1 protein-coding gene is annotated in these 574 nt (G+C 68.1%); it reads right to left on the reverse strand.

Going from position 1 to position 574, the window contains the following annotated elements:
- On the reverse strand, nt 1-574 hold a 574-nt coding region (locus DAT37_RS42565), incomplete at both ends, for an indole-3-glycerol phosphate synthase TrpC (RefSeq protein ID WP_109530661.1).

Raw genomic sequence — 574 nt, forward strand, 5'->3', positions numbered from 1 at the left:
TTGTAGACGTCCATGGGAAGTCCGGGCGCGAGCCGGGAGAACACGTCCCTGTCCACTTCGAGCGTGTGCAGGTTCCGCGCGTTGATGCCGATGACGGACGCGCCCGCCTCCAACGCGCGGTCGGCCTCCTCGGCGTTGTGCACCTCCACCAACGCGGTCATGCCGAGCGACTCGACACGGTCGAGCAACGACACCAGCGCGTTCTGCTCCAGGGCCGCCACGATGAGCAGCACCATGTCGGCGCCGTGCAGCCGCGCCTGCAGTCGCGCCTCGTGCACCTGGTACGGACTGACGATGAAGTCCTTACGCAGCACCGGTACGTCCACCGCCGCACGCACGGCGTCCAAATCGGCCAGCGACCCACCGAAACGACGACTTTCGGTGAGCACGCTGATCACCCGCGCACCGGCGTCCTCGTAGTCCTTCGCCAGCGCCGCCGGATCGGGAATCGCCGACAACAGCCCCTTGGAAGGGCTGCGGCGCTTCACCTCGGCGATGACGGCGATACCGGATTCCCGCAACGCCGCCATGGCGTCCCTGGGTTCGGGCGCCGCTGCGGCACGACGCTTGAGCT

The organism is Nocardia aurea (assembly GCF_003123685.1).
GTDB classification, from domain to species: domain Bacteria; phylum Actinomycetota; class Actinomycetes; order Mycobacteriales; family Mycobacteriaceae; genus Nocardia; species Nocardia aurea.